The organism is Paraburkholderia fungorum, from assembly GCF_003610895.1.
Lineage (GTDB): Bacteria > Pseudomonadota > Gammaproteobacteria > Burkholderiales > Burkholderiaceae > Paraburkholderia > Paraburkholderia fungorum_B.
Map to the genome: position 1 here is coordinate 20934 of NZ_MCAS01000029.1, position 26037 is coordinate 46970.

The following is a 26037-nucleotide window of genomic DNA, read 5'->3' on the forward strand; positions in this document are numbered from 1 at the left end:
GCGCTACTGCAGGTTGACAAACAGGCCGCCGTCCACGAGCAGCGCGGCGCCTGTGACATAGCGCGCGCGCTCCGAGGCAAGGAACACGACGCAATCGGCAACATCCTCCGGGCGGCCCAGTCTGCCCAGCGGAATGCGCTTTTCGAAGTAGGCTTTTTTCGCTTCGTCGGCGAGATCTTCCGCGTTCAGGTCGGTCGCGATCGTGCCGGGCATGACCGAATTGCAGCGAATGCCGTACGGCCCCAACGCCACCGCGCATGACTGCATCAGCGAATGCACACCGGCTTTGGTCGGCGTGTAATGCGTTTGCATGCCGCCGCCTACCAGCGCGCTGATCGAACTCGTCGCCACGATCGCGCCGCCGGTACCCTGTGCTTTCATTTGCTGCGCGGCAGCCTGTGTGACGTAGAACGCCCCGTTCAGATTGACCGCCACTGTCGACTCCAGTATGTCGGGCGGCATGTCGAGAAAGGCGTGGAACGGACAGATACCGGCATTGCTCGCGAGCACGTCGACTTTGCCGAACGCTTCAACGGTCTGGCGAACCAGCTCGTGGCCGGTTTCACGCAAGGCGACATTGCCTTCGACCGCGATCACGCGCCGCCCCAACGCTTCAATTTCGCCGACCACTTCCGCGACGGCCGAACGGCGGCCATAGGATGCGTCGTTATCGCCCCAGTAGTTGATCGCCACATCCGCGCCTTCGGTTGCGCATGCAACGGCTATCGCGCGGCCGATGCCCCGCGAACCGCCTGTGACGATCACGACCTTGTCCTTGAGCAACACGTCATTCTCCCTGTTGGCTGAATCAATACGGTATCTTGCGGGTTGAAGTCGAGGTTACGTCGCCTTCGTACGTGCTCATCGCGCTCATCTTGGATAAGGCCGCACCAGCGCGCACTCCGGATTGAGCCGCACACCGAAACCCGGCGTGTCCGGCACTTTCATGCGCCCGTTCACGGGCACCGGTTCGTCGAGCAATAACGGCGTAAACATCGGCACGATTTCATCCGCTTTCGGCGCCATCATCAGAAACTCGGCGAACGGCGAGTTGTGCCGCGTGACGACGAAGTGATAGCTATACACCGACGAGCCGTGCGGCACCACCATCACATTGTGGGCATCGGCGAGCGCGGAGATCTTGATGAGTTCGGTGATGCCGCCGCACCAGCCCACATCCGGCTGGATCAGATCGCAGCACTGCATTTCCAGCAGCATGCGAAAGCCCCAGCGCGTTGCTTCATGCTCGCCGGTCGACACCATCATGCCGCGCGGCACGTTGCGGCGCAGTTCGGCGTAACCCCAGTAGTCGTCCGGCGGCAGGCATTCCTCGATCCATTTCAGCCCGTATTCGTGCGCGGCCTGCGCGAGGCGTGTGGCATACGGCACGTCGAGACTCATCCAGCAGTCGTACATCAGCCAGAAGTCATTGCCGACCCGGCTGCGCATCTCGGCGAGCTTCTCCAGATTCTTTCGCAGACCATCCTCGCCCTCCGCAGGACCATGCTGCAACGGCAGTTTGCCGCCGATGAAACCCATCGCCTTCGCGAGGTCGGGACGCGCGCCGGTCGCATAGAAGACGAGCTCGTCGCGCACCGGACCGCCCAATAGTTGGTACACGGGCTCCTTGCGGACTTTCGCGAGCAGATCCCACAACGCGAGATCGACGCCGGAGATCGTATTGAGCACCACGCCCTTGCGACCGTAGTACAAGGTCGAGAAATACATCTGATCCCACATCTTCTCGATGTCGGTGACAAGCTGACCTTCGAGAAAACGCGCGAGATGTTTCTCGACGATGAATGCACCGATTTCACCACCCGTCGTCACCGCGAAACCGACTGTGCCGTCGCTCGCTTCGATCTCGACGACCAGGGTGCCGAGCACGTTGATACCGAATGACTGCCGGCTCTGACGATACTCCGGGTAACGCGCCATCGGCGTGGAAATGTGATCGTCGATCCAGTGCCCGTCGGGTTGGTCGTGATAATCCGCCCCGCCGCCGCGGACGATGAAGGCACGCACGTGCCGGATAGTAGGCATGGCCATGAAGAGTGCTCCGTTGTTGGTGCGTCGAACGCGCAACCGAAAATGCGCCTAGCGGGCGCGGTGCAGCAAGTTCTGGAACGACCCGCCGGATGACAGCACGCCGTCGCGTCGCAACAGCGCGCCGATCATGAGCGCCGCCAGCAGACTCGACACGCCCAACACGATCAGCCCGGCCGAGGTCGACGAAAACGCCCGCTCCGCAGCGGTACGCAGACTCGGCGCGATGAATCCTCCCAGGCCGCCGAGCGAATTGATCAGCGCGATACCGCCCGCCGCCGCCGCGCCGGTGAGATAGCGTGTCGGGAATGTCCAGAACAGCGGCTGCGCCGCGATAAAACCACTGGCCGCGAAACACAGCGCGATCAAGCCGATCGACGGGCTATGCGCAAGCCCCGAAGCGCCGATGCCAAGGCCCGCGAGCACCAGCAGCGCGACCGCCCAGCGCCGGTGTCCGCCCGTGCGGTCCGCACGGCGCGGGACGTACCATGTCACGGCCAACGCACACAGCCACGGCAACGCGGCAACGAGGCCCACGCGCAAGCCGACCGCTGTGCCGAGCAAAGCGGCTACCTGTTGCGGCAAATAGAAGATCACGCCGTAGACACTCATCTGGATCAGCAGATAGATCACCGAGAGCAGCAACACCCGGCGGTCCACCAGCGCGGCGAGAATATGATGCGGTCCATGAGCGGATGCGGCGCGCGCATCGTCGTCCAGCGCACCGCGCAAGGTGCTGCGCTCTTCTGCATCGAGCCAACGGGCGTCTTCAGGGCGATTGTCGAGATACCAGAACGCCCATACGCCGACCAATGAGGCCAACGTGCCCTCGATCAGAAACAGCCACTGCCAGCCGGCCAGACCCATCGTGCCGTGCAATTCGAGCAATGAACCCGACAGCGGACTGCCGAAGATAAATGCCAGCGGCGCACCGAAGTAAAACACGCCGACCGCGCGTGCTCGCGCCACTTGCGGAAACCAGTGGGTCAGGTAATAGATCACGCCGGGAAAGAAGCCCGCTTCGGCGACACCCAGCAGAAAACGTAGCGAGTAAAAGGCGGTTGGCGTATGCGCAAGACACATCGCCGCCGAGACGAGTCCCCAGGTCACCATGATCCGGCACATCCATGCGCGTGCGCCGACCCGATGCAACAGAAGATTGCTCGGGACTTCGAACAATGCATAGCCGACGAAGAACACGCCGGCGCCGAAGGCAAACGCCGCGTTGGACAAGCCCGTATCGTGCTGCAACGCCTTCTGCGCGAAGCCGATATTGGCGCGATCGAGAAACGCCAGCACATACATCAGTAACAGGAACGGCAACAGCCGCCGCATGACCTTGCTGTTGATCGCCTCCAGCGAAACGGGCGATTGCTGATTCATGTCGTCTCCTTCGCAGGGTGCGCGGGTCGCGCTCTGCGTTTTCTTTTTGCCTCTTGCATTGCCACGGCCACCGCTTAAGTCATGCAGCGATGCCTCAGTAAGTGGCACGGCCGCCGGACAGATCGAATACCGCACCCGTGCTGAACGCGCAGTCTTCGGACGAGAGCCAGAGAATCAGGGAAGCCGCTTCTTCCGGCAACAGGAACCGGTTCATGGGAATCTTCGAAAGCATGTAGTCGATATGCTGCTGCGACATCGAATCGAATATCTCGGTTTTGGCCGCGGCCGGCGTGACCGCATTGACGAGAATGTTCTTTGTCGCGAGTTCTTTGCCGAGGGATTTGGTCAAGCCGATGAGCCCGGCTTTGGAGGCGCTGTAGTGCGAGGCGTTCGGGTTGCCCTCTTTGCCGGCCACCGACGCGATATTGACGATCCGGCCGTAGCCCTGCTTGAGCATCTGCGGTACGACCGCACGGCAGGTGAGGTAGGGGCCGATCAGATTCACGTCGATTACGCGGCGCCAGACCTCGGGGTCCAACTCCCACGTCGCGCCGTTGCCGCCGGTGATGCCGGCGCAGTTGATCAGGACGTCGATCGCACCATGAGCGGCGAGTGTCTGCGCCACCGCCTGAACGACCGAGGCTTCCTGGGTGAGCTCGACCGTGACGGCCGTTACCTTGCCCAGTTCGCTGAGCTCGTGCTGGCTGCGCCCGAGCCGCTCGGCGTCGATATCCCATAGCGCAACCGATGCGCCCGATTGCAGCGCCCGTTGCGCCACCGCGTAGCCAATGCCGCGTGCGCCGCCGGTAATGGCGACAACACGCCCCTCCAGATCGATTCGATTCATCGCTGTGCTCCTGCGGCAGGCCTGGGCGGCCTGCCTTTCGGTTGTTGTATTTGTGCTGATCGTGCTGCGTCTGCTTTCGTTCAGTCACTATACGAGCGGTGCGATGCGCTAACAATCCGTGTATTGGAGGAGGCGATAACAAAAGTGAATCGGTCGCGGCATGTTTGAGGGACTCGCGAATGATGAAGCTCCGCGGCCGCGCCAGCTACGATGAATTACCGCTCAATCCGGGGTTGCGGTCGTAAGCGAAAGCAATTGCGGATCAGCAAACTCGACGCGATTCCGCCCTCCTCGCTTCGCCTTATACAAGGCCGAATCTGCTAATCCGTATGCAGTATCGAAATCGGTCCGTACCGGATTGGCACTGACTCCAAAACTGGCCGTGATGCGACGATTCACAGGCGCGGCGAAAACGTGACTGCCGATTGCGCCTCGCATCTTCTCCGCCAGCTGCAGTGCGTCGGCAAGACCGTACCCCGGCAACAGCACCGTAAACTCTTCGCCGCCGACGCGGCCGATGACGCCCTGCTCACCGACAATGCGCCGCAAACAATCGACTATGCCGAGTATCACCGAGTCGCCAACAGGATGTCCGAAATCGTCATTGACTTTCTTGAACTCGTCGATGTCGAGCAAGATCATCACTGCCCGATCGACGCGCAACGCCTTGCTCGTCCGTTCGATCACGGCACTGCGGTTCAGTACATTAGTCAACGCATCGTGTGTCGCGCGATATTGCAACTGTTGAGTCAGTGCATGCATCTCGCGCTCGGCGCGGTCACTGCGCCCGATAAGACGGCGCGTCTCGCGCATCAGACGTTCGAAATGCCCGATGAGCTCAGCGAGCGCCAGCCGGCATTGCTGTGCGTCGGCGTTGACATCCGTATGAATCGCGCGTGCTTTCTCCAGCGCCTCGCTCTCGTTCTGGAACAGATCCGGAGCGTCATTCGACGATGCGTCTGAAGATGAGTTTGAAACCACCGTGGCCTTCCTTAGGTCGAAACCGGACAATCGTTGAACTGGATCGCCGTGAAATCGGCTTGCAATTCCTCGCCGAATTCGAGAATGGTTTCGTCCTCCGCGTCCCGGTACCACCTCACCAGCACTCGATTTCCAGATGAAGCCGCCTCATCCAACGCATCGAACACGCTGAACAGCACCTTCGTGCTCGAACTGTTGAAGTAAGTCAGCGTGACTTCAACCGTAATATCGGCATTGTTGCAACTTGCAAGATACGCGCGGAGGCGCTCGATGATCGGAGCATAGAACGCGGCCGCGTTCTCCGGATAAGACTCTCCCCTGAAAATCAGCACGTTCTGGTCGAATTGAAAATCAATTTCCGGCGACGTAGTCGTGGCCGCTATATGAAAATTTTCCATGGATCCTGCTCGTTCCTTCGTCAGATGATGGTCTTGAGGCAAAACAGCGTGATTTCCGGGGCATCGGCACGCGGATGGAAGGCAAATTCCAGCGGAGCGCTCGCGTCGCGAGCCATCGTCAGGAAGCCAAGCCCCGCGCCCTTACTTTCCTCCGGCGTATCGGAGCGCAGCGTTTGCTTGTACGCCTGCTTGATTTCTTCGAGCGACATGTTGCGCAACGGCTCGAGCTTCTCGCGCAGATCGCCTACCGCTGTGGTCGCAATGGGATTCACGCACGAGAGCAGGTGACGCTCGCCGTCGGTGGTAATACACATTGCGCCCTCACGTATGGCGTCACCCGCCCCGTCGCCCTCGACGAGCGAATCGGACGAATAGTGGACGATATTCTGCGAGAGTTCGATAAAGGACGAAAACAGTTTGCGCCGGGTCGGTGCGCTGATCCCTGCAACTTCCAGTTGCAGCTTCACGACCTCGCTCATCGCCGCGACGATGCTTTGGGAGAAATAACCTTTGTGGTAGAAAAGCAGGTTGCGACTCTGAGCGAGTTCGAAAAACGCGGCATCCTGGCCTAAGAGTTTAAACATGTTCATGGGCTACCCTAAACGTGCGCAAAAAATAGCGTCATGTCATCGCGACGTGCTTGTGTACCTTGCCATTCGGCCAGTGCGCGCTGCAGACCAACGCATATGGTGGTTAGTGATTGCGCACGATTCCCGATAATGAACTCGAGCGCCCGACGCCTGCTAAAAGCAATCTTTTTCGGACCACCGATCTGATCGATCAGCCCATCTGTCGAGACGAACAGGAGGCTGCCCTCGGGAAGATCTACGGTGTTCAACGCCCACTCATAGTCCTCCAGACTATCGACATATCCGACGCCCATGCGTTCGCCCGAAAGACTTTCAAAGTGATCGGCATCCGGCCGCAAAACGTGCAGCGCGATACGCGCGCCGGAAAAATACAGGCGCCGCTGACGCGTGTCGAACCAGAAGAAAGCCGCATCGAGGCCGTCGTTGGACTGCGGCGACTCGCCGACCCTATGCACCTGACCCAGCAAGCCCTTGACGTTGCGATTGAGCGCCGCGAGAAGGGCCGCGGGATCGCGTGGTCCGATTTTTTCGAGTGCCTGCGACAGCGAGGCGGAGGCAAGCAGGGTCATGAAAGCGCCGGGCACACCATGTCCGGTACAGTCAGCGACAGCGCCAAACCATCCATCGGAAAACGATGCGAAGTGATAGAAATCGCCGCCGACCACATCACGCGGCTCCCATACCAGCCCGGCGTCCGGCAACATGGAGGACAGCGCATCGCGCGAAGCGCGCAGCATGGCCTGCTGGATCACGCTCGCATACTCGATGCTCTGCATGATCTGACGGTTCTTTTCCGCCTGCATCTCCGCCATCGCGCCCAATAACTGAAAGCCGCTGGCAAGTCCGGCGAATCGGCCCTGCCGTGTCACGATGAATCCGTCGGACAGCGCCTTATTACCCACCTCAACCGTCTTGAACGTAAGCGCCTCGATGCTCATGTCCATGTCGACGATGAGCGGCTCCTTGTCCATGAACGCGATACAGCTTTTCTTGTCGTAAAGCTCCCGGTGAAACGGCTTGCTCATTTGCGACAGCAAAATATCGCGGTTGATCAGTCCGATGGGCCGGTCGCCTTCCACCACGGCCAGGCTGGTCATGTCGCGCCGCGCGTAGAAAATCTCCATGGCCCGGGAGTTTGAGTCGGCGGCATCGATGGCTGGGACTTCCTGACATAAATCGCCGGCGCAACGCGGGCTTCCGGCGATGCCGGGGCGACGTAACTGCACGAGCGCAGGATGCATTTCGAGACTACCGGTTGTACAAGAAGTCTGCACGCTAATCGGTCTTTATGACAGTTTCGTTGCGCCCGCGATCGAAAAATAACGCCCAAAAAGACAAGCGGGATATGAGCGCGCCGGAAGACCGATAGCAAACGTTTTCTTTGTTGTTTTCACCGCCGTGCGCTTATTTCAGGCCCCGTTGCATCTCTACGACTGCCGCAGCGGCGCTTACCGATTGCCGAAGCGCTGCTCGACAGATTGCGGAATGTTCGCCGGCGTCACCACCACCACCGACGAAGACAATCCCACCGCCGACGCCGGCAACAGCTTATGAAAGTGCATGATGTAGTGGCACGCGGTTCGCATGTCCTGGCGCAGGTCATGGTGCAATACAGCACTCAGTTTTCCCTCGCGCAGCAGTTCGACATTGTCGCGATCCAGGTCGTGCCCGATGAAACACTTCGGTGTCTGGCCCATCGACCTGAGTGCGCGCAATATCGCCACGTTCCCGCCACCCATCGAATACACCGCCACGATTTTCCGGCCCGAACCAACGGCTCGTTTTACCCGCTCCTCCGTTTGAGCGTCCAGTCCCTGGCCGCCGCTGGCGTCGACGAGTTTTAGCTTCGGAGACTGTCGCAGCAACTCGTCACGAAAACTGCGTTCGCGTTCTTCTTCGCCCCTGAAGCGCTCGTGACTCATTGTGACGAGGACGTCACCCTCCCGGCGCGCGAGCCACTGAGCGATCAGATAGGCGGCTGTCGCTCCTGCCATCCGGTTGTCCAGACCTGCGTAAGCAATGCGGGCCGATTGCGCAATGTCCGTAAAGATAGTGACGACCGGGATACCCCGTTGCTGCAAATCCGCGACGGCGCCGGCAACCGCAGGGACGTCCCGCGCCTTGAGCAACACGCCGTGGCTGCCTCGTCGGCCAATCGCTTCTAGCGCGTCCACGACTTGCGCCGTCGTCATCATGTCCTGCATCAGAAAGCGCGGCCGGAATACGGCCGGTTGCAGTCCCGGCAACTCCGACTCCAATGCTTCACGTATCTCGTCGGAGAATCTGCGCGGCGCTTCGACAACAACATCGACAACGAGCTTGCGCCCGCTGGTCGCCAACTGGAACTGCTGCTTTTCCAGTTCCTTTATCGCATGCTGCACGCGCTGGCGAGTGTGCTCACGGACATGCTCCCGCCCGTTCAGCACCCGGTCGACCGTGGCGAGTCCAAGGCCCGCCTGAAGGGCGATTTCCTTCATGAGAAAGCGATGCGCCACTGTGAGCCCGCCGAGATTTGAGGTGTTTTTGAGGTATTTATGGTAACGCAAGCGCCCGCTTAAGGACTATCGTTGGTCAAGAACAGGAGGAGACGTCATGAGCGCCAGTGCACCGCGTAGCGACACGCGCGTAAGCCATGGGTACCGGGAGCAGAACTGTTCGCTCCAGGACTTTGTCGCTGTGCTTCAACCCCATGCGGATACCGGCAAACCTCGGTTTGCCGCTGAAATAGTCGACCATGTTCCGCTGTACGACTGCCAGGCGCTTTGCGGTGTGCTTGAAGACGCGGCGCGGCGCGCGGACCTTCAGGCCGAGTGGGCCAGCGTATTGGACACGGGCGCCGGCGTGCTGGTGCTGAAACGGCTTTATGCCGACACGGCGCCGATTGACGAAGCGACCCGCGTCTTCGAGTCGGTCATCCGCGAGGAGCGCGAAGGCGGCGGCGCAGCGGCGGACCACTTCGCCAAGGCGGGTGCCAATGACCGTATCTGGAACGCGCAGGAAAAGCTTTGCCTGCGCGCCCCGGCCGTGTTTGCCCGCTACTTCGCGAGCCCGGCACTTTGCGCGATCGCTGAGGCGTGGCTCGGGCCGCACTTTCAGATGACCTCGCAAGTCAATGTCGTACGACCCGGTGGACAGGCACAAGAGGCACATCGCGACTACCACCTCGGTTTTCAAACCGTCGCGCAGGCCGAACGCTATCCGCCTCACGTTCATGCGATGTCCCCTTTTCTCACGCTGCAAGGGGCGATTGCTCACACCAATATGCCCGTGGAAAGCGGACCGACCAAGCTGCTGCCCTTCTCACAGCGCTATGCCGAGGGGTATCTCGCATGGCGTCGCCAGGACTTCCGCGACTACTTTGAAACGCACTACGTCCAACTGCCGCTCGAAAAAGGCGATGCGCTGTTCTTCAATCCCGCGCTCTTCCACGCAGCCGGATCGAACCGCACGGCCTCGGTTCAGCGCATGGCCAACCTTCTGCAGATTTCATCGGCCTACGGCCGTGCGATGGAGTCGCTCAATCGCACCAGGATGTGCGAGGTGTTGTATCCGGTCTTGCTGGACCGGATGCGGATAAAGAACATCGCGCACGAAGAGGCCGACGCGGTGATTGCGTGCTGTGCGGAAGGCTATCCGTTTCCAACCAACCTGGACCGGGACCCGCCGCAAGGTGGCCTCGCCCCCGAGAGTCAGCAGGCGCTATTCAGCCGGGCGCTCACAGAACGGTGGGACGCGGGCAGATTCACAGCCGCAATTCGTGAGCAGGCCGAGCGGCGCAAGGCATAGAGGCATAGAGACGTAGGGACGCCGCTTTGTCAGGTCACACGCTCTTTCGTTTGCGCTCAATTTACCGCGGCCCGTGGCTGACCCGCGCGCACTAATCCGTACATGCCGGACACGCGATCGCTTGCGCCGCGACCGCCTGTTCACTGCGCCCGAAACTCGCGAGTGCCGCGAGCCCCAGCAGCGCCAAACCGCTGCCGAAGAGAAAATCGGCGGAAATGCCGACATGGTCGACCACGACACCGCCAATGAGCGATCCCAGCGCGATAGCAACCTGAATGATGCTGACAAAGAGCGCCGAGCCCGCTTCCGGCGAGTCCGGTGTGGCGCGTTGAATCCAGACGCTGAAACACAGCGGCAAGGCTCCGAACGAAACACCCCACGCGAGGACGAGCGCGGCGACGCCGAGTTGCGATTGTTGCAGGAGCGGCATCGCCACCAGCGCGAACATGAGCAGCGAAACCATCACGCCAACCGATGTTTTCAGATTGCGCGTCACCGTCGACGAAACGGCGAAGTTCGAGAAGAACCCGATAATGCCGAAGCCGAGCAGCAACCACGTGATCGTCGCCATCGTGAAACTCGCATTGCGCAGCAGGAACGGCGTGATGTACGTGTACGAGGAAAAGTGCGCGCCGAACACGAGTCCCACCATCAACATGCTCCTGCGCGGATGCGGCCGGCGCAACAGCGCCACCAGGTCGCGCAGCCGCAAGGCGGCATTCGACGGCAAGGACGGCACGAAGAAAAACTGGGCCACGAGCGCGACGGCGACCAGTACGCCGGTCGCCATGAACGACGCACGCCACGACGCGTAGCTGGCAATGAACGTGCCGAGCGGCACACCGATCACCGTCGCGCAGGTCACGCCCGTCAGAATCGTCGCCATGGCCCGGGCCGAATCCTTCGGCCGCACGAGGCGCCCCGAAGCAGCCGTGGCGAGCGTCCAGAATCCGCCCAATGCCGCGCCGAGCAATGCGCGCCCGACCAGCATGGAGAGAAAATCGGGCGCAAAGGCGGAAATCAGATTCGACGCCAGCAACAAGGCCGTGAGCAATAGAAACACCCGCCGGCGATCCATCCGTCCAGCCACCAGCATCAAGCCGGGTGCGGAGATGGCGGCAATCACGCCCGGCACTGTGACCATCAGTCCGGCGGTGCCTGGCATCACGCCCAGATCCGCGGCTATGCGCGGCAGCAATCCAACGGGTAAAAACTCCGTGGTCACGAATGCAAAAGCACCGATTGCAACGGCCACGACAGCAAGCCAGGAGCGCAGGGACGACGAGGCGCCATCGTCCGGCGAGGCAGTGCTCACCGGCAGATTATCTTCCATCAACATAGTATTGTTTGCGAGTAACTCAACAACGGGTGGGATTGGAGCAGTTGCACCGGACTAATCAATTCACGAACCGCAAATCATGAATAAAAAAGCAGGCGGTATTGGCCTGCTAATGATTGCAATTGGAAAAGATGGCGGGTGAAACCCTGAATGAGACACACCTTAACATCGTATTAAATCGCCCGCTGGCGACTCCGTAAAATTGCAGTCGGGCGTATGGGTATTCCGATCAGGGCGAGGTGGTGTGCATGGGAAGAGGCGGCGTGCTGCTCCCCACCGCCTCCTGAACGGCCGGCCGGCTATTGGCCAAAGTAGATCCTGCACTGCGGCCCGGAAGAGCACGGCCGCTCCTGTCGGCCTCCCGCTCCCGTCGTGCCCGCGGCAACGCCGCCATAGGAAACGCTCTGCGCCGCTCGGGCTGCCGGCATCGTGGCCTGCCCGGTTTCACCAAACGACATGTCGGTGATGTCCTGCGCTGATTCGTTTGCGTTGTGCATCAGCACCCGGTCCGGCGCGGTATCGCCCTGCTGGCTGCCCTGCGCGCCAGCCGTATTCGGTGCCAGAAAGAAAACGGCGCTTGCTAACACCATCAGTAAACCTGGTTTCATGTCCAGACTCCTCGAATCCGGCGCAGCAGTTGCTTTTCCCTTTGAAAAGAATTGATCCGCGAAAAGACGTCATGTTGCCAGATCGAGCTGACGGACGGGCGAATGCCTATGCGGGACTGCTGCGGCGAGTCACCGAACTAAACGAGTAAATAGTTGCCAAACCTGAAACTGATGTCGGATATGCACGTATGGCTTGCCGGAATCGGTCGGCACCAGGTTGGAAACGCGGATTGTGGTTCCGCTGTTTCGTTATAGGTCGGCCGCTCAGGATTTCAAACCCGGCACGACACGCTGTTTGTGGTGCCGGTTACAGCCGGTTGCGCCCCACTCAGGCGCCTGCGGCAACAAAATCCGCCGGTCTGGTGCGTGCTTTAGCCGAACAGTGCGCTATGATGCTGGAATAACGCACAAATCAGTCCGCACGAGACACCGGCGAAAGTCGGCGGCGAAAGTTGGCGTGCGGGCATGAGACCGGCGATTCGCAATCAGTGTATCGTCTCACCGTTTTTTCCATCGCGACCGTAAGGCTTACCCAGCCGTACCCGACGCGCGGCGGAACGCTTGAATATTGACTCATTGGCGCGGTTAGCCGCATTGGCAGCCTCGCTGGGCATACGTAGTAACGCAATTTATGAGGCACCGTTTTTGACGCTGCCAGTGGAATTTCCTTCGATCAATAACCTTGCCGCGCGCAGACCCCATTTCTATGGGCGCAATGCTTGCGCGGCTTGCCCCTGCAATCTGTAACTGACAGAACGCCACACGCTTTAGAAGGACGAATATCTTATGGACGAAAGGAAGAGAGATAGCATGATTGCGTATCTCCGCCATCGCATGGAAGAGTTTGGCATCAAACCAGAAGACCTCGCCGCCGTGCTGGCGGTGGAACCGAAGAGGCAAGCCGCCGCGCGCTACCGTAGCGCAACCGGAGATAGCTGGGACGGCCAGGGCGAAATGCCCCAATGGCTTAAACAGGCAATTAGCGCAGGTCAATCAATTGACCACTTCGAATTATCGGCAACGCCGGCACCCGCCCCGCAGCCGAGAAAACAGGTGGATTGGGTAAACGACCCGTTCGCAGGCAGCCCGCTTGCGCGCCAGAACAACCGCTAAGCAGCCAGATTGTCCAATCGCTAGCGCAAACGCATAACCCGCACTCGTCTGCTGGGCACAACCGGCTTCGCGCGTCCGTCGACGGTCGCATTTTCGCGCCATCTACGCTGACGAAGAGACGCTGTGCCTCGACGGTTTGCATCCAGTCATCCGGGCCCGCCGTATATCCGGTCAGAGCAGCGCAATAACGCGTTGCATCCTGAGGGGCAGGTCATGAAAGGAAAATGGGGTTTTGCAGCAGCGGTTTTATCGATTGCCGCCGCGAGCGGCGCGGCGTTCGCACAAGGTGGCGGCAATGGCCAGGGCGGCACGGGTGGAGGCAATGCGCACAGTGCCGCCACATCGGGAATGACGTATCACGGCGACCCGGCCAACAGCCCAATGGCGAGGGCGCCGGGAAACATGATGCAGACGATGAGTTTGAACGATGCCGGCAGCCAGTCCGTGCCGCCTGACAGCGCAATGAATGCCCCGAAAACCGGGCAGTAAATCGTCGCCTCATTGTGCGTCAGGCGTCGTTCAGGCTCATGAGTTGCTGAAAGATGCTCACAATCCGTCACCCACGCAAGCCGGCGCCTGCGTGTTCGCGGCAGCTTCCCGCGCCGCCGCGAAGCGCGGCGACTCAATGAATGCGCTGACTTGCCGCACGATTTGCCAGAACACTTTTTCAAACACGCGGACTCGCTCCGGCTCGGGCAAGCCGTCGACGAGCGGATCGGCAAAGATCCAGCTGCAGAGCGATGGTTCTCCGGGAAAGCGCGGCGCATGATGCCCGGCGACGCATTCGTCCATGGCGACAATAAGGTCCATCCGCGGCGCCCATTCGCCCGTGAATTCCAGCCAGCTTTTCGGGCTGAGCACGCCGAGGTCCGAAATACCCGGCCGCAATTGCGCGATCGCCATGGGATGAACTCGCACGGCCGGCTCCGGACCCGCGCTGAATGCCTCGAACCGGTGTCCCGCCAGTTCGCGCAGTAAAGCTTCGGCGACGATGCTGCGTGCTGAATTCTCCCGACAGAGAAACAGCACCTTGTATTTTCTGGTCACGCTCACCCCGTACCTGTGCTCTTTTTATCTCTTCGACTGATTCTGCCGCGTCAGTTTTGCGCCGTCATGACATTTCGGTGACGTGGTGTGCCGCACTGCAGCGCATGTACCAGAACAGCCGCCCCACAGGTATCGCGCGTTGCATTTGTGACGAAGTTCAACAACGTAAAGTCGAATCTTTCAGTATGCTGTCAACCGCGCGCCAACCAGGTGGCCTTCGCGGCGACTGCAAGCGTGCGCGAAAATCCCATAGTAATTAGAGACACATGAACGCTACAACGTTGAACCCTGCCGCCGACCGGGACAAACTGGAATCCCTCGCCTACGCCAAAGTCACCTGGCGCCTCCTGCCCTTTTTATTTCTCTGCTACGTCGCGGCCTATCTTGACCGCGTCAACGTCGGCTTTGCGAAGCTGCAAATGCTCAACGACCTGCACTTCAGCGACACGGTTTACGGGCTGGGCGCGGGTATTTTCTTCATCGGCTATTTCTTTTTCGAAGTCCCCAGCAACGTCCTGATGCACCGGTTTGGCGCACGCGTATGGATCAGCCGGATCATGATTACATGGGCAGTCATCTCGGCTGCCACCCTGTTCGTCACTACGCCAACCCAGTTCTACGTGTTGCGATTCCTTCTCGGTGTCGCGGAAGCGGGTTTTTTCCCTGGCATCGTGCTGTACCTGACGTACTGGTATCCGGCTGCGCGCCGCAGCCGCGTGAATGCGTTGTTCATGATGGGCATTCCTGTCGCCGGCGTGTTCGGCGGCCCATTGTCCGGCTGGATCATGCAGGCATTCAATGGCGTGCATGGGCTCGCAAACTGGCAGTGGCTGTTCCTGCTGGAAGCCATTCCTTCGATCGTGCTTGGCGTCATGACGCTGAAGTACCTGCCGAATGGCATCCGCTCGGCAAAATGGCTCACGCAGGAGGAAAAGACGCTGCTCGAACAGCGCGTTGCGCAAGACGACGCCGGCAAGCTGCACGCCACGCTGTCGAGCGTGTTGAGCAATGGCCGGGTGTGGTTCATGGCCGCGATTTACTTCTGCTGCATGATGGGTCTCTACGGCGTGAGCTTCTATCTGCCCACGCTCATCAAAACCGCCGGCGTGAAAGATGCACTGGACGTCGGCATGCTCACCGCGATCCCGTACGGCTGCGCGATCGTCGCGATGCTGCTGATCGCCCGGAGTGCCGATCGCATGCGCGAGCGCCGCTGGCATTTCGCCGCCGCAAGCCTGATGGCGAGCGTGGGCCTCCTGAGCGCCACGTTTTTTACGTCCAACGTCGTTCTCGCGATGATCGCGCTGTCGATCGGCACGGCCGGCGTACTCGCCACGATGCCGGTGTTCTGGGCCTGGCCTGGCGCGATGCTCGGCGGTAGCGCCGCAGCGGCCGGCATCGGCCTGATCAACTCGGTAGGCAATCTGGCAGGCTTCGTCAGCCCGACCATCGTCGGGTGGATGAAGGACGTCACGAACAGCACCAATGCCGGCATGATCGTGATTGCCGCCGCGCTCTTCGCCGGCGCCTGTCTCGCCTTCTTCCAGCCGCGCGAGCAGGTTCGCAAGTAAGCATCCGGGCGGCTTCAGTGCCGCCCGGATGCGCTTCAGAACTTCAAGCCGTTCAGAAACTGAAACCAGAGCCCGCCCAGTACGCCGGCCGGATGGGCGGCGTTTGCATTTTCTTCACGCTTGCCTGGGTTGCCATGGTTGCCGGGGTTAGGCGAGGCGCCTCGATTGACGGCGGCGTCATCGTTCATTGCCTGCGCCTGCGCCGTGGGTGCAACGTCAGGGACGTCCGCCGCTTTTGCCGCCGCCTCGGCCGCGGCTTGCGCCTTCTGCGCCTCGCGCCGCGACGCCTGCAAGGCCGACACACTGTCGGCGATCTGCGCGGCCTGCCGCGCCTCGCATTGGCGTCCTAGCAGCACGCCGAACAGCACATCGCGATTGTGGCCGGCGTCGGCGAAACGCATGGCAAGCGACACCATCTCGGCATAGGCCGTTTCGCGCGCGGCACGCGCCGCCGCCTCGCGGTCGGTGTGCGCTTTTTGCTGGCGCGCACGCTGCGCTTCCCAGCCGCGCATCTGCTCGGTATAGACCTTGTCATACACCTTGCGCTGGGCGGCATCGGAGAGGATCGCGTACGCGTCCTTGATTTCCTGGAACGTGGCGCGCGCAACTTCTTCGGCGCCGCTGTTGCGATCCGGATGCCATTTCATCGCGGCCTTGCGGTAGGCCCGTTTGATTTCTTCGTCGGTGGCGTGCATGGGCACACCGAGCATGTCATATAGGGTTGCCATCGCCTGCTCGACCTCGTCGGGAATCACTTCGCGGACCATCGTAGCATGCAGAAAACGGCTTTATCGTGAAGCGGCCGGCGCTCACGCCATTGAAAGGCCAGACGAAAAAAAGGCCTCGCTACTGGTGTAGCGAGGCCGAGTCCCATGTCAAGGAGATGTCATGGAGGAGACGACCCGATCATAACCGTGCGTCATCGCACCCCCAAACAATGGTTCGCCATATGCTTATCCAGCGCGGCTTCAACTGCATTGCACTGGATCGCGTATCGGGTGCGCCAGGTGTTCGAAGCCGGGTTCGCGGCATCCATCAGACAGGCCACCGAGCCGCCAATAACCCCGTGCGGTTATATCGTTAGAACAAAAAGTCGCTTCGTGCGGGTCGCGGCGGTCATTAAGATAACGCTTCAAAGTCCGGTTCGCCCCGGTTCGTCTACGCGCAGCCCCGCGCCAGCGTCCCGTGAGCCGCTACCGAAGGAGCATTTCGTTGACCAGTTTCGATCATCAGCGCCGGCCACTCGTCATCGGCATCGGCGGCACGACACGCGCGGCGTCGTCGACCGAGCGCGCACTCGGCTTTGCGCTGCGCGGCGCGGAAGCCGCCGGAGCGAATACCCGGCTGTTCGGCGGCACCTTCCTGCATAGCCTGCCCCACTATGCCCCCGAAAATCCTCAACGCACCGACGAACAGCTCGAACTGATCGAGGCCGTGCGCCACGCGGACGCGCTGATCATCGCGACGCCCGGCTATCACGGCGGCGTCTCGGGTCTCGTCAAGAACGCGCTGGACACGCTCGAGGAACTGCGTGCGGACGAGCGGCCGTATCTGGATGGCCGCGCGGTCGGCTGTATCGTCACCGCTTATGGCTGGCAGGCTGCCGGCTCGGTGCTGACCTCGCTGCGCTCGATCGTCCACGCCTTGCGCGGCTGGCCTACGCCGTTCGGCGCCGGGATCAACACGCTGGAAACGCGCTTCGACACCGTCGACACCTGTTCCGACGCCAAGGTTGTCGATCAGCTCGCCACGGTCGGCCAGCAGGCCGCGCAATTCGCGCTGGCCTTCAACGCACACCGCACGCCCACGGCCGCACCGCTCGGCCAGGCAGTCAAGGAAGCGCAACCCGCCCGCCTGCTGCACGCGGTTTAAGCGCGAACCGTACGACATCGTGGATCGCAATTCGCGATCCACGAATCCTGTGTCCATCGCCGCGCATTTACCCTTGTATTTGCCCCCGCACTCCCTCGTGCATGCCCGCTTCCGGCCGGTTTCCTCGACCCGTCGCGTCCGCTCCGTTCCAAACCGTGCGCCACATAACAGACCGTCCGTCAACAAGGCTGGATAGTGTCTTTACGTCTGGCGACTATGGACCGATCCAGCCTCCTGAAGACCGTTCCAGAATCACGCTGATTTGCTTACGAGGAAAGATTGGTTCACCCGCTGCGTGGCGCGGCCTACGCTGGATCCTGCCCGCTGACTCACCGGTTGCCCGACGCACAGGGTTGCGTCCCGTTTGCCGGCTCCCTGGCAACACACACGGGCACCTCACTGCCACGATCATGAATTCACATATCCGCTACAAAGGCTACGAAGTCGCACCGGCGGCACAACGGCTCCCCAACGGCCTGTTCGCCGCCAATCTGACTATCGAGAAAACCGCGGCAAACCACGCGCAGGCCTACTCGTTCGACGCGCTCGATTACTTCTTCGACGAAGAGCATGCGCTCGCCTATGCGTTCCGCTGGGGACGCATGTGGATCGACAGCCGAAAATAAGCGCGGCACGTTTCGCAGGTGTGTTTCGCAACCCGGCTAACGCGGGCCTCTTTGCGATCCCTGACGTCGGTTTCAGAACGGCTGTGCCAGAATAGGCGACACCTGAGTTCAAGGAGTCGCCTGCAATGACGTGGACCGTCGATCAACAGTTAGCCCTAAGCGCAACGGAAGCGATCGCTGCGATCCAGTCCGGGCGCCTCAAAGCCGCCGACTATATGGCCACGCTGCTGGCGCGCGCGGCGTCGCTCTCGAGCCTCAATGCGCTCACCACGCTCGACCTCGACGGCGCGCTGGCCGCCGCGCAACGCATCGATGCGTTGCCGCCCGAAACGAAAGCGCAGTTGCCGCTCGCCGGTTTGCCCATCGTCGTGAAGGACAACATCAACACGGCCGGCTTGCAGACTTCGGCGGGCACGCCCGCTCTTGAGGGTTTTGTGCCGAAGACGAACGCGCCTTCGGTACAGCGGCTTCTCGATGCCGGGGCCATCGTACTCGGCAAAGCCAACATGCACGAACTCGCGTTCGGCATCACCAGCACGAACCTCGCCACGCACGCCGGGCCGGTGCGCAATCCGTATGACCCCACCGTGATTCCAGGCGGCTCGTCGGGCGGCACGGCCGCCGCGATCGCCGCGCGCATGGTGCCTGCCGGTCTCGGCACCGACACCGGTGGCTCGACGCGTATTCCGGCGGCGTTGACAGGCACCGTGGGGTTTCGCCCGTCCGTCGGCAACGGCGGCGCCGAGCGGCGCTATCACGACCCGAACGCCGTCGTGCCGATCAGCCATACGCGCGACACCGTGGGACCGATGGCACGTACGGTCGCCGATGTCGCCCTGCTCGATAGCGTGATCACCGGCGCGGGGCCGTTGCCCGCGCTCAGCCTGAACGGCCTGCGCATCGGCTTGCCCGCACCGCTCTGGGAAGGACTCGAAAGGCAGGTGGACGAAGTGGCGCGCGCCGCCTTGCGCCGCCTCGAAGCAGCGGGCGTTATCTTCGTGCCGGTCGCAATGAGCGAGCTGGAAACCCTGAACGGCCTGGTAGGCGGTCCAATCGCCATCCATGAGGCGCGCGAGGACGTACGCACCTGGCTCGTCGCCAACGATGCGCCGGTCAAGACCGTGGCTGAGCTCGCGGCCCGCATTGCGAGCCCGGACGTACGCGCGATCTACGACGACGTGCTCGCCGACGTGCTCGGTGACCGTTACGATGCGGCACTGCTGCAATGGCGACCGCGCTTGCAGCAGTACATCGCGGCAACGTTCGCCGACGAGCGCCTCGACGCGCTGCTGTTCCCGACCACGCGCCTCGCTGCGGTGCGCATCGACGATCTGAACGGCTCGTCGACCGTCTCGATCGATGGCGCCGCGCCGCTCGATACGATGGAAGCGTTCCTGCGCAATACCGACCCAGCCAGCACGTCCGGCATTCCGGGCTTGTCGCTGGCGGCCGGGATGACCGCCGGCGGCCTGCCGGTCGGCCTGGAACTGGACGGCCCGCTTGGCGAGGACCGGCGGCTACTGGCGATCGGCGTCGCGTTCGAGCAATTGCTCGGCGTGCTGCCGGCGCCGGCACTCTGAGCGCGCGGCTTGACGATGCCCCTCAAGGATGCGGTTGAAAACACCGCTAAAAGAGCGCCGTTCCGCATGCTGACGAGCGCGCCAGCAACGCGCCGTCTTCAGCAAACGATTCTGCGAACCGCCGCGGCATTGGCGCTCGTCTGCACTGCCGCCGCCTGCGCGCGCCTTGCGGCGGTCGATTCGAACGCGCTCTGGAAAATCGTCGATATGCGTTGCGTGCCGTCGCAACAGGCCACCGGTACGCCGGGCCAATGCACGGTCGTCAATCTCGACAAACGCTACGCGATCCTGAAGGATATCGTCGGCCGCTCGCAGCATCTGCTGATTCCCACCGATCGCGTCACCGGCATAGAAAGTCCATTCGTGCTGGAGCCGAATGCGCAGGACTACTGGGACGACGCGTGGGCTTCGCGGCTTTACGTCGAGAAATCCGTCAAGCAGATGTTGCCCGACGATCAACTCGGCCTCGAGATCAACTCGCAATACCGTCGCTCGCAAAACCAGTTGCATATCCATATCGATTGCATGCAAGGCAGCGTGAGCGCCGCACTCGCGCGTCACGCGAAGGATGCACCAGGCAAGTGGCAGTGGGACACGCTCGACGGCAGGCGCTACCGGGTCATGCGCGTCACCTCGCTCACTCAGGCGAACAATCCGTTTCGCATCGTCGCGCGTGACAATCCGGACAGCCAGGCAATGGCCATGCAAACCATCCTCGTGACCGGTGCGGGACCATCTGCACAGCAGGACGGCTGGCTGATCGTGAATAGCGGTCTGGATGTCGACAATGGCAGCGGCACGGCGGAAGGTCTGCTCGATCACACTTGCCGCGTGGGGGACAGTGATTGAGTGCCGGTTGCCTGGATTTTGCAAGGCGCTCTGAGCATCGGACAGTGCCGACCCGGCTCGAGGTAAGGGCTGGCGATGTGTCCCCCAGCTTTTGCATCTATACGCAGATGCATTGCTGAACAAAATGGTTCTAGTACTGCCAATTGGTCCGTAGGATCGGTCTAAACCTGCATTCCGACCGATCCAGCCGATGGCGATTTATCTCGACGACACGCAACGCGAAGCACTCGCCCACCAGGCTGCAAGCTGGACATGGCGCACACAATGGCCGACGTGGCTGCTGATCGTCACGATCTACGGCGGCTGGATCGGCGTAGCGACGCATGCGCGCACCCTGGGCCTGCCGCTCACTGCCGTGCTGCTGGCTTTGTTGGGCGCGTGGTACATGTCCCTGCAGCACGAACTCCTGCACGGTCATCCAACACGCTCGCCGCGCTTTAATGCGCTGTTGGGGTTCGCGCCGCTCGCGGTGTGGTTTCCGTATGGCGTCTACCGCGATTCGCATCTGCAACATCACGACGATCCGCATCTGACGCGCCCGGAGCGCGACCCCGAAAGCTATTTCGTGAGTGAACCTGTGTGGCAACGCGCGGGTTTTGCGATTCGTGCGCTGCTGACCTTGCGCAATACGTTTGTCGGCCGGCTGCTGGTTGGGCCGGCTTTTTCCATTGCGGCAACGGGCGCGAACGCGCTCGGCAAAATCAGACGCGGCGATTGGCGCGACGTGCCGACGTGGCTCGCACACCTGGCCGCGCTAGCGGCACTGACAGTGTGGCTTCAGCGCATCTGCGCAATCCCGGCGTGGGTCTTTATAGTTGGTGGGGGCTATGGATCGTTGTCGTTGGGTTCGATCCGCTCGTTTCGGGAACATCGCACGGCAAGTGCGTACGAGCATCGCACCGTCGTCAACGAAGCCGCGTGGTTCTGGCGGCTGCTGTTTTTGAATAACAACTATCACCTCGTGCATCACGATTTGCCGCATGTGCCGTGGTTCGCACTCCGGAAGGTTTATGAAACGTCTCGCCAGCAGTATGTAGAACGCTCGGGAGGGTTTCTCGTGAAGGGTTACGGTGAATGGATGCGGCTTTACGCGTTAACTCCGGTTGCGCATCCGGTGCACGATCGTCAGTCCGGTTTGATCCACGGGAACCCGCCTGTTTCCGAGGTTTTTTCGGGTAAATCGCGGACGGAATTCATGGCATTAGTCCGCCGGGGAGAACGCCATGACGTTGACCTACCTGCTACCGCCGAACGCCAAACCGCAACACAAGCGCTATAGGCTCCGCGACCGCGGCTCCATGTATCTGCGGCTGGCGGTCTCGGGTCAACAGCGCTTCGATATCACGCAGGCTAAACTGAAACCTGCAATACCAGCGCACCACGCCACTGATGACCGTTGCCGGAAAACGATCAAGCCGTATAACTGGCCTTGGCCTCTTCCAGATAATCCACAAGCCGCTTCGGCGGGCGGGCAATGAGCGATTCGAGATGATCCGTGACGATAGAAAGATTGCCGGCCCGAACCTCCGCCTCAACTGACACCAATAGAGAAACAAATACGTCAGGAACACCTGCCGCTTTCAGCCCCGTGACGAATTGCTCGTCAGTCACATGGACAACAGCAAGCGGCTTACCCGTAGCCCGCCGAGCGAGGTCAGCGATTTCTTCGCTTGACAGCGCCTCGGTGCCTGTGAGCGTGTAGGTCCGGCTATCGGAGATTGGCGTAACCAGCGCTGCGGCAATCGCTTCAGCGATCTCTTCGCGTCCAGCGTACGACGTCCTCCCCCCTTCAGTTGCCGAATACCATTGCCCGTTTTTCAGCGCATCAGGGAGCGATCTGAGCAGATTCTCCTGATACCAACCGTTTCGGAAAATCACGTGCGGCAAACCAGTGGCCTTGATCGTCCGCTCGGTTTCCAGATGGTCTGGTGCGAAAGTCAGCAGCGAACTCTCCGGATTGGGCAACGACGTATAGGCGAGCCGCTCGACGCCTGCCGCGGCGGCCGACAATACCGCATTGCGATGCTGCTTCAATCGCTTGTCGGCTCCATCCAGAGCATCTGTTGAAATGATGAGGACAGTACCGGCGCCTTTGAAAGTTTCGCTCAGATGTTCCTGATCCTCGAAGTCCGCCTTGCGAACCTCAATGCCTGCTGCCGCAAGGTCCGTCAGCTTTTCGGGGCTGCGGGTGCCGGCAATGATGCGCTCGGGCGCCACGCCTCGCGCAAGCAGATGCTTGATGACAAGCTGACCGAGTTGACCGGATGCACCGGTGACGAAAATGGTGTCGCTCATGGACTAGCCTCATTCTGAGTGTTACTCTCGTTTTGAGAGCAGCTCGATAATCAGGTGTCTGCGCCCTTTCGTAAAGAAGGCAGTTTTTCAGGAGATAGTTACCAAATGGGAACCACCAAGCCGTTGACTAGCGCTCTCAAGACGAGGCTGGACGAGGCCCGATCAAAATACGGTACGTTTTCGAATTGTCCCGTGCGCGACGTCATGGATGTCATCAGCGGGCGGTGGAGCTCGTTGCTGATGATGGCGCTGGCCGAGCACCCACACCGGTTCGGTGAACTTCGCCGCCTGGTACCGGACATTTCGCAGCGAATGCTCACGCAGACACTTCATGAGTTACAACGCGACGGCTATGTACATCGCGAAGTCTTTCCTACGAAGCCGCCGGGCGTCGAATACAGCCTGACCGAGCTCGGCCGTTCGATGTTCGAGGCGTTGAACGTCCTGATTCAGTGGGCCGATGAGAATCATGCCTCGGTCACAGCGGCTCGCCTGCACTTTGATGGCGAGAAGGCATCTGCGTGAGCGGCGTCGCACACCGTCTGTCGTGAACAAGATGACTTGTCGTAACACATAAGCTGAGCTGATTGACGACGTTGCCCGTGCAATGTCCCGTCCTCGCTTCTGAGCGGGACTGCCGCGTGTATGGCCAAACCGAACGTCAAACTACGGTCCGTTCACGGCTTTTTGCCGCCGCTATCCTGTGTCGCCTGCATGGAGGGAGACGTAATATGAAGAACCAACCATGGAAATGTCTGATGTTTTCACCGTTGCTCATAGCGCTCGCTGGCTGTGCGGCAGGCGGCACGCAACAAAGCACGGCGCACCTGAGCGCGTTGCAATGCAGCGACCTCGCCGCGCTCAGGAACAACGCGCCTCCAACCCCCGAACGAAATCGCAGTGAACTGGCAGCATTAAGGAAAGCGGGTTACGACCCATCGAGGTGGTTTGACCCATACTATCCGGGGGATCTAGAGGCCGCACAGCGCCAGGTCGATCGTTGGTTCCAGACGGAATGTCAACCGGCGCCGCCCGCTTGACGTCAACCCCATTTGGGGTTTAGCTCACCAGATGCATTCTCACTTGCCTGTTTGGACGAAGCCATGCTGACAATCGACGACATTCGGGCGGTTCCGCTATTCTCCACGCTCCCTGACGACGAACTGGAGCATCTCGCGCACACGTCCGCGGACCTGCATCTGTGCGCGGGTGAATTCGCGGTCCACGAAGGTGGCGAGCGGGCGCTGTACGCCGTTCTGGCCGGCAAGATGGAGGTCATCAAGACGTTCGACGGTATCGAGCGCACGCTGGGCTGGCGTCTGCCCGGAACCATCTTTGGCGAAGTGCCGCTCGCGCTGAGCTCCCCGTTTCCGGGGGCTTATCGGGCTGCTGAGCCGTCGCGTGTCATGCGCGTGGATGCGCCGCGCTATTACGTACTTGCCGCGGCGTCGCCGGAAATTGCCTTCAGGATGGGCGCCCTTGCGCGCGAGCGCATTGGCGGATTGCAGGGTCTCTCCGCTGAGCCGCCCAAGGCTCGCGTGATCATGATCGGAAGTCGCTGGGACACCGCTTGTACGGCGTTGCGCCAGTTCCTCGCTCGCAACCAGATCAGCTACGACTGGCTGACGCCGGATGCGCCCGAACTGACGGCGCGCTGGCCTGGAACCTGTCCACCCGAGCAGGATTGCCCGGCATTGCGACTGGTCGACGGCACGGTGTTGAGCCGACCGACGACACGCGAGCTTGCGGAGTTGCTGGGGCTGCAGACACAACCGCGCCTCGCCGAATACGACACGATGATCATTGGTGGCGGCCCGGCCGGTCTCGCTGCGGCAGTGTACGGTGCCTCAGAAGGCTTGCGTACCGTGGTGCTGGAGCGTGAAGCGCCCGGCGGCCAGGCCGGGACCTCCTCGCGTATCGAGAACTACCTGGGCTTCCCTAACGGGGTATCGGGCGACGAACTGGCAAGCCGTGCACTGCAGCAGGCAAGGCGGCTCGGCGCAGAGATTCTGGTGACACGCTCAGTTGCCCGAATCGATGTCGCCGGACGTAGCGTTCAGCTTGACGGAGGCGACGTCATCCGGGCGCGAACGATCATTCTCGCGACGGGCGTCACGTGGCGCCGCCTCGCGATCGACGGCTTCGACCGGTTCATCGGTAAAGGCATCTACTACGGCGCGTCACGCAGTGAGGCGAGCGCGACTCACGGACTCGACGTTTATCTGATCGGCGGTGGAAACTCGGCAGGCCAGGCGGCGCTGTACTTTGCCAATCATGCGCGCATGGTGACGCTCGTCCTGCGAGGCGATTCACTGGAAAAGAGCATGTCTCGCTACCTTGTCGAGCAGCTTCATGCGAAGTCGAACATAGGAGTGCAACTGCGCTCGGAAGTCGTTGGTGCGCACGGCGACACTCATTTGACAGCAATCGACGTACGGGATGGTTTAAGCACCGAGGTACGTCGACACGACTGCGGTGGATTGTTCGTATTCATTGGCGCCGATGCACAGACCGAGTGGCTGCCGGCGGAAATCGCACGCGATGCGCGTGGATATGTTCTGACCGGCGACGACGTCGTCAAGGCGGGACGCTGGTCCCATAGCCGCGACCCCTATCTCCTCGAATCGAGTGTTCCCGGTGTGTTTGCCTGCGGGGATGTGAGATTGAGTCCGGTCAAGCGCGTCGCTTCAGCCGTTGGCGAGGGCAGCATGGCGATCGCGTTCGCTCATAAATATTTGCAGCACGACGCCAGCTAGCCTTGGATTCGGCAGTGAGGTGTTGTGGGCGCGAGCCGCCTTCTCTCTCGCGAGCGCAATCTCCCGCGTGGAGCAGCGACACGAAAAGCGGAATCAGATCGGCAAGATAACGCGCGCCGGCTGGGTTATGCGTTTGGGTTAGTACGGCCGTCAGTGCATTCGCTCCAAACACAGTGCAGATATTCACTAAGCATTCCTCAATCTCGGCTGTCCTCTTGTCTTCTGGAACGTCTTCACGTGCATGGCACCAGTTGTTTGAACCAACCTCTTAATCAAAGGATGCAAACGCGCCGGACAACCACCCGAGCGCTGCGCGGCATATACACCGCGATCTTGCACCCACAGGATCG

At 61.1% G+C, this 26037-nt stretch carries 26 protein-coding genes; 12 read left to right on the top strand and 14 right to left on the bottom strand.

The window, feature by feature from the left end; genetic code table 11:
• Positions 1-3 precede the first annotated feature (3 nt).
• The 9 genes from BCY88_RS24780 to BCY88_RS24820 all read right to left on the bottom strand — a co-directional run bounded on the left by BCY88_RS24780 (position 4) and on the right by BCY88_RS24820 (position 8722).
• A complete protein-coding gene (locus BCY88_RS24780; protein WP_120346807.1) occupies positions 4-786 on the bottom strand; it encodes an L-rhamnose 1-dehydrogenase Lra1 in 783 nt (260 codons plus the stop codon).
• Between the two features lie 84 nt (positions 787-870).
• A complete protein-coding gene (gene rhmD / locus BCY88_RS24785) occupies positions 871-2049 on the bottom strand; it encodes an L-rhamnonate dehydratase (RefSeq protein WP_120346808.1) in 1179 nt (392 codons plus the stop codon).
• 48 nt (positions 2050-2097) lie between these two features.
• Positions 2098-3429: an MFS transporter gene (locus tag BCY88_RS24790; RefSeq protein ID WP_120346809.1), complete on the bottom strand. Its 1332-nt coding sequence runs from the start codon at positions 3427-3429 to the stop codon at positions 2098-2100.
• Between the two features lie 94 nt (positions 3430-3523).
• Positions 3524-4276, bottom strand: coding sequence for an SDR family NAD(P)-dependent oxidoreductase (locus BCY88_RS24795; protein ID WP_120346810.1), 753 nt, complete (start codon positions 4274-4276; stop codon positions 3524-3526).
• Between the two features lie 222 nt (positions 4277-4498).
• Positions 4499-5257 (bottom strand): GGDEF domain-containing protein, encoded by a 759-nt coding sequence (locus BCY88_RS24800; RefSeq protein WP_120346811.1) that lies wholly within the window; start codon positions 5255-5257, stop codon positions 4499-4501.
• 11 nt (positions 5258-5268) lie between these two features.
• Entirely contained in the window at positions 5269-5655 is a 387-nt protein-coding gene (locus BCY88_RS24805) for a DUF1987 domain-containing protein (RefSeq protein WP_120346812.1), read from the bottom strand.
• Positions 5656-5675: 20 nt separating this feature from the next.
• Entirely contained in the window at positions 5676-6239 is a 564-nt protein-coding gene (locus BCY88_RS24810; RefSeq protein WP_120346865.1) for a SiaB family protein kinase, read from the bottom strand.
• A 14-nt stretch (positions 6240-6253) separates the two neighbouring features.
• Positions 6254-7369: a SpoIIE family protein phosphatase gene (locus BCY88_RS24815; protein WP_120346813.1), complete on the bottom strand. Its 1116-nt coding sequence runs from the start codon at positions 7367-7369 to the stop codon at positions 6254-6256.
• Positions 7370-7693: 324 nt separating this feature from the next.
• On the bottom strand, positions 7694-8722 hold the full coding sequence (locus BCY88_RS24820; RefSeq protein WP_310796133.1) for a LacI family DNA-binding transcriptional regulator: 1029 nt from the start codon (positions 8720-8722) through the stop codon (positions 7694-7696).
• 115 nt (positions 8723-8837) lie between these two features.
• Between BCY88_RS24820 and BCY88_RS24825 the strand changes: the two genes are divergently transcribed.
• Positions 8838-10031: a phytanoyl-CoA dioxygenase family protein gene (locus tag BCY88_RS24825; protein WP_120346814.1), complete on the top strand. Its 1194-nt coding sequence runs from the start codon at positions 8838-8840 to the stop codon at positions 10029-10031.
• A gap of 91 nt (positions 10032-10122) precedes the next feature.
• Here the strand turns inward: BCY88_RS24825 and BCY88_RS24830 are convergent, their stop codons facing one another.
• On the bottom strand, positions 10123-11370 hold the full coding sequence (locus BCY88_RS24830; protein WP_120346815.1) for an MFS transporter: 1248 nt from the start codon (positions 11368-11370) through the stop codon (positions 10123-10125).
• 299 nt (positions 11371-11669) lie between these two features.
• Positions 11670-11978 carry a hypothetical protein gene (locus BCY88_RS24835; RefSeq protein WP_120346816.1) on the bottom strand — a complete coding sequence of 103 codons (309 nt, stop codon included), beginning with the start codon at positions 11976-11978 and terminating at the stop codon, positions 11670-11672.
• Positions 11979-12764: 786 nt separating this feature from the next.
• On the opposite strand from BCY88_RS24835, the gene BCY88_RS24840 reads away from it, so the two are divergent.
• The gene (locus BCY88_RS24840; protein ID WP_120346817.1) at positions 12765-13091 is read left to right on the top strand and encodes an H-NS histone family protein; all 327 of its coding nucleotides are present in this window, start codon (positions 12765-12767) and stop codon (positions 13089-13091) included.
• A 213-nt stretch (positions 13092-13304) separates the two neighbouring features.
• Positions 13305-13580 (top strand): hypothetical protein, encoded by a 276-nt coding sequence (locus BCY88_RS24845; protein ID WP_120346818.1) that lies wholly within the window; start codon positions 13305-13307, stop codon positions 13578-13580.
• Between the two features lie 57 nt (positions 13581-13637).
• Here the strand turns inward: BCY88_RS24845 and BCY88_RS24850 are convergent, their stop codons facing one another.
• Positions 13638-14138 carry an arsenate-mycothiol transferase ArsC gene (locus tag BCY88_RS24850; RefSeq protein WP_120346867.1) on the bottom strand — a complete coding sequence of 167 codons (501 nt, stop codon included), beginning with the start codon at positions 14136-14138 and terminating at the stop codon, positions 13638-13640.
• 266 nt (positions 14139-14404) lie between these two features.
• Here BCY88_RS24850 and BCY88_RS24855 point away from each other — a divergent pair, with 266 nt between their 5' ends.
• Complete coding sequence (locus BCY88_RS24855; RefSeq protein ID WP_120346819.1) at positions 14405-15709, top strand: MFS transporter; 1305 nt, start codon at positions 14405-14407, stop codon at positions 15707-15709.
• Positions 15710-15744: 35 nt separating this feature from the next.
• Here the strand turns inward: BCY88_RS24855 and BCY88_RS24860 are convergent, their stop codons facing one another.
• Positions 15745-16437 carry a J domain-containing protein gene (locus BCY88_RS24860; protein WP_120346868.1) on the bottom strand — a complete coding sequence of 231 codons (693 nt, stop codon included), beginning with the start codon at positions 16435-16437 and terminating at the stop codon, positions 15745-15747.
• Positions 16438-16921: 484 nt separating this feature from the next.
• Between BCY88_RS24860 and BCY88_RS24865 the strand changes: the two genes are divergently transcribed.
• The 5 genes from BCY88_RS24865 to BCY88_RS24885 all read left to right on the top strand — a co-directional run bounded on the left by BCY88_RS24865 (position 16922) and on the right by BCY88_RS24885 (position 21915).
• Positions 16922-17581, top strand: a complete 660-nt coding sequence (locus BCY88_RS24865; protein WP_120346820.1) for an NADPH-dependent FMN reductase — start codon at positions 16922-16924, stop codon at positions 17579-17581.
• A 410-nt stretch (positions 17582-17991) separates the two neighbouring features.
• Complete coding sequence (locus BCY88_RS24870; protein WP_120346821.1) at positions 17992-18207, top strand: transcriptional regulator; 216 nt, start codon at positions 17992-17994, stop codon at positions 18205-18207.
• A gap of 125 nt (positions 18208-18332) precedes the next feature.
• The gene (gene iaaH / locus BCY88_RS24875; protein WP_120346822.1) at positions 18333-19787 is read left to right on the top strand and encodes an indoleacetamide hydrolase; all 1455 of its coding nucleotides are present in this window, start codon (positions 18333-18335) and stop codon (positions 19785-19787) included.
• A 66-nt stretch (positions 19788-19853) separates the two neighbouring features.
• Positions 19854-20636, top strand: a complete 783-nt coding sequence (locus tag BCY88_RS24880; RefSeq protein WP_120346823.1) for a CDP-diacylglycerol diphosphatase — start codon at positions 19854-19856, stop codon at positions 20634-20636.
• Positions 20637-20826: 190 nt separating this feature from the next.
• Positions 20827-21915 carry a fatty acid desaturase gene (locus tag BCY88_RS24885; protein ID WP_120346824.1) on the top strand — a complete coding sequence of 363 codons (1089 nt, stop codon included), beginning with the start codon at positions 20827-20829 and terminating at the stop codon, positions 21913-21915.
• Between the two features lie 131 nt (positions 21916-22046).
• Here the strand turns inward: BCY88_RS24885 and BCY88_RS24895 are convergent, their stop codons facing one another.
• Positions 22047-22931 (bottom strand): SDR family oxidoreductase, encoded by an 885-nt coding sequence (locus BCY88_RS24895; RefSeq protein WP_120346826.1) that lies wholly within the window; start codon positions 22929-22931, stop codon positions 22047-22049.
• Between the two features lie 105 nt (positions 22932-23036).
• On the opposite strand from BCY88_RS24895, the gene BCY88_RS24900 reads away from it, so the two are divergent.
• The 3 genes from BCY88_RS24900 to BCY88_RS24910 all read left to right on the top strand — a co-directional run bounded on the left by BCY88_RS24900 (position 23037) and on the right by BCY88_RS24910 (position 25687).
• Positions 23037-23456, top strand: a complete 420-nt coding sequence (locus BCY88_RS24900; protein ID WP_120346827.1) for a winged helix-turn-helix transcriptional regulator — start codon at positions 23037-23039, stop codon at positions 23454-23456.
• Between the two features lie 206 nt (positions 23457-23662).
• Entirely contained in the window at positions 23663-23971 is a 309-nt protein-coding gene (locus BCY88_RS40450; RefSeq protein ID WP_120346828.1) for a DUF4148 domain-containing protein, read from the top strand.
• A gap of 63 nt (positions 23972-24034) precedes the next feature.
• On the top strand, positions 24035-25687 hold the full coding sequence (locus BCY88_RS24910) for an FAD-dependent oxidoreductase (RefSeq protein ID WP_120346829.1): 1653 nt from the start codon (positions 24035-24037) through the stop codon (positions 25685-25687).
• Positions 25688-26037 lie beyond the last annotated feature (350 nt).